The organism is Candidatus Bartonella washoeensis Sb944nv (genome assembly GCF_000278135.1).
Classification (GTDB): domain Bacteria; phylum Pseudomonadota; class Alphaproteobacteria; order Rhizobiales; family Rhizobiaceae; genus Bartonella; species Bartonella washoeensis.
The window spans coordinates 600,655-601,512 of record NZ_JH725022.1; the positions used below are offsets into that span (position 1 = coordinate 600,655).

The 858-nt window shown below is 36.1% G+C and carries 1 protein-coding gene; it reads right to left on the minus strand.

All coding sequences use genetic code 11. The annotated features are described in order from the left end of the window. Positions 1-82: 82 nt before the first annotated feature. On the minus strand, positions 83-733 hold the full coding sequence (locus tag MCQ_RS02485; RefSeq protein ID WP_006923351.1) for a hypothetical protein: 651 nt from the start codon (positions 731-733) through the stop codon (positions 83-85). Positions 734-858: the final 125 nt, after the last annotated feature.

An 858-nucleotide genomic window follows, 5' to 3' on the forward strand; every position in this document is an offset into this window, starting at 1 on the left:
GAAGTCTCTACCTTGGCCACGACGAATATGGGAGAAACTTCGATATTATAAGGAGTTCGGGGTATGGCTTTAGTTGTTAGTACTATTCATAAGGGTATTTTTCCTTTGAAAGCGTTTTGTTGAAAATATCGTTTTGTTCATTTGTCCACCGGAAAAAACCAAGACAAAACTTAGTTTCAAGCGTCTCTTCTGGCTCATTACACGAGGTATGTTCAACTACAATGATTATAGGTTTTCTTGTGCATGGTTCTTCTGGGTATATATCAAACCACAAAACCAATTTTCCTGTGGCGTTTATACTAAAGAGATCAAAAAACCCCAAATGTTCTGGGTCTAATTTGGGGTCTACTAAATCAATGTGCTTGTTGTTTTTTTTGGTGATTTTTATCCCGCTTTCACGTTTGTCAGAGTCTGACATACCTTCGGTAGGATTTGGGTAAAGTGCTCCATTAAATATAAACGGGTGATCTTCAGGTATTTTGATGTGATTTATTTTTATTATTTGATTTGTAGGATTGTGGATGATTAATTCTAGGCAAACGTTAATGTCTTGAAGGGTATTTGGAGATGTTTCCTCATTAACTCTACGTACACTATAGCTTTGCAGCTTTTGTCCTAAACGTTTTTCTTTTTGTTCTTTGTAGTTTTTATACAGAACAAAGCCTGCTGAGATCATACTGATGATAAAAGAAATACCCCCAGATATAATTGATATTATTGACATACTTTCCATATCTTTCTCCCCCCGCTTATTGAAAAACAACAATTTTATAAAACACATTTTGTATGGAGTGGCGCTGTGAATAACACGATTCTTTGTTTTGATCTAGGAACCAAAACGGGGTGGGCGATACGTGG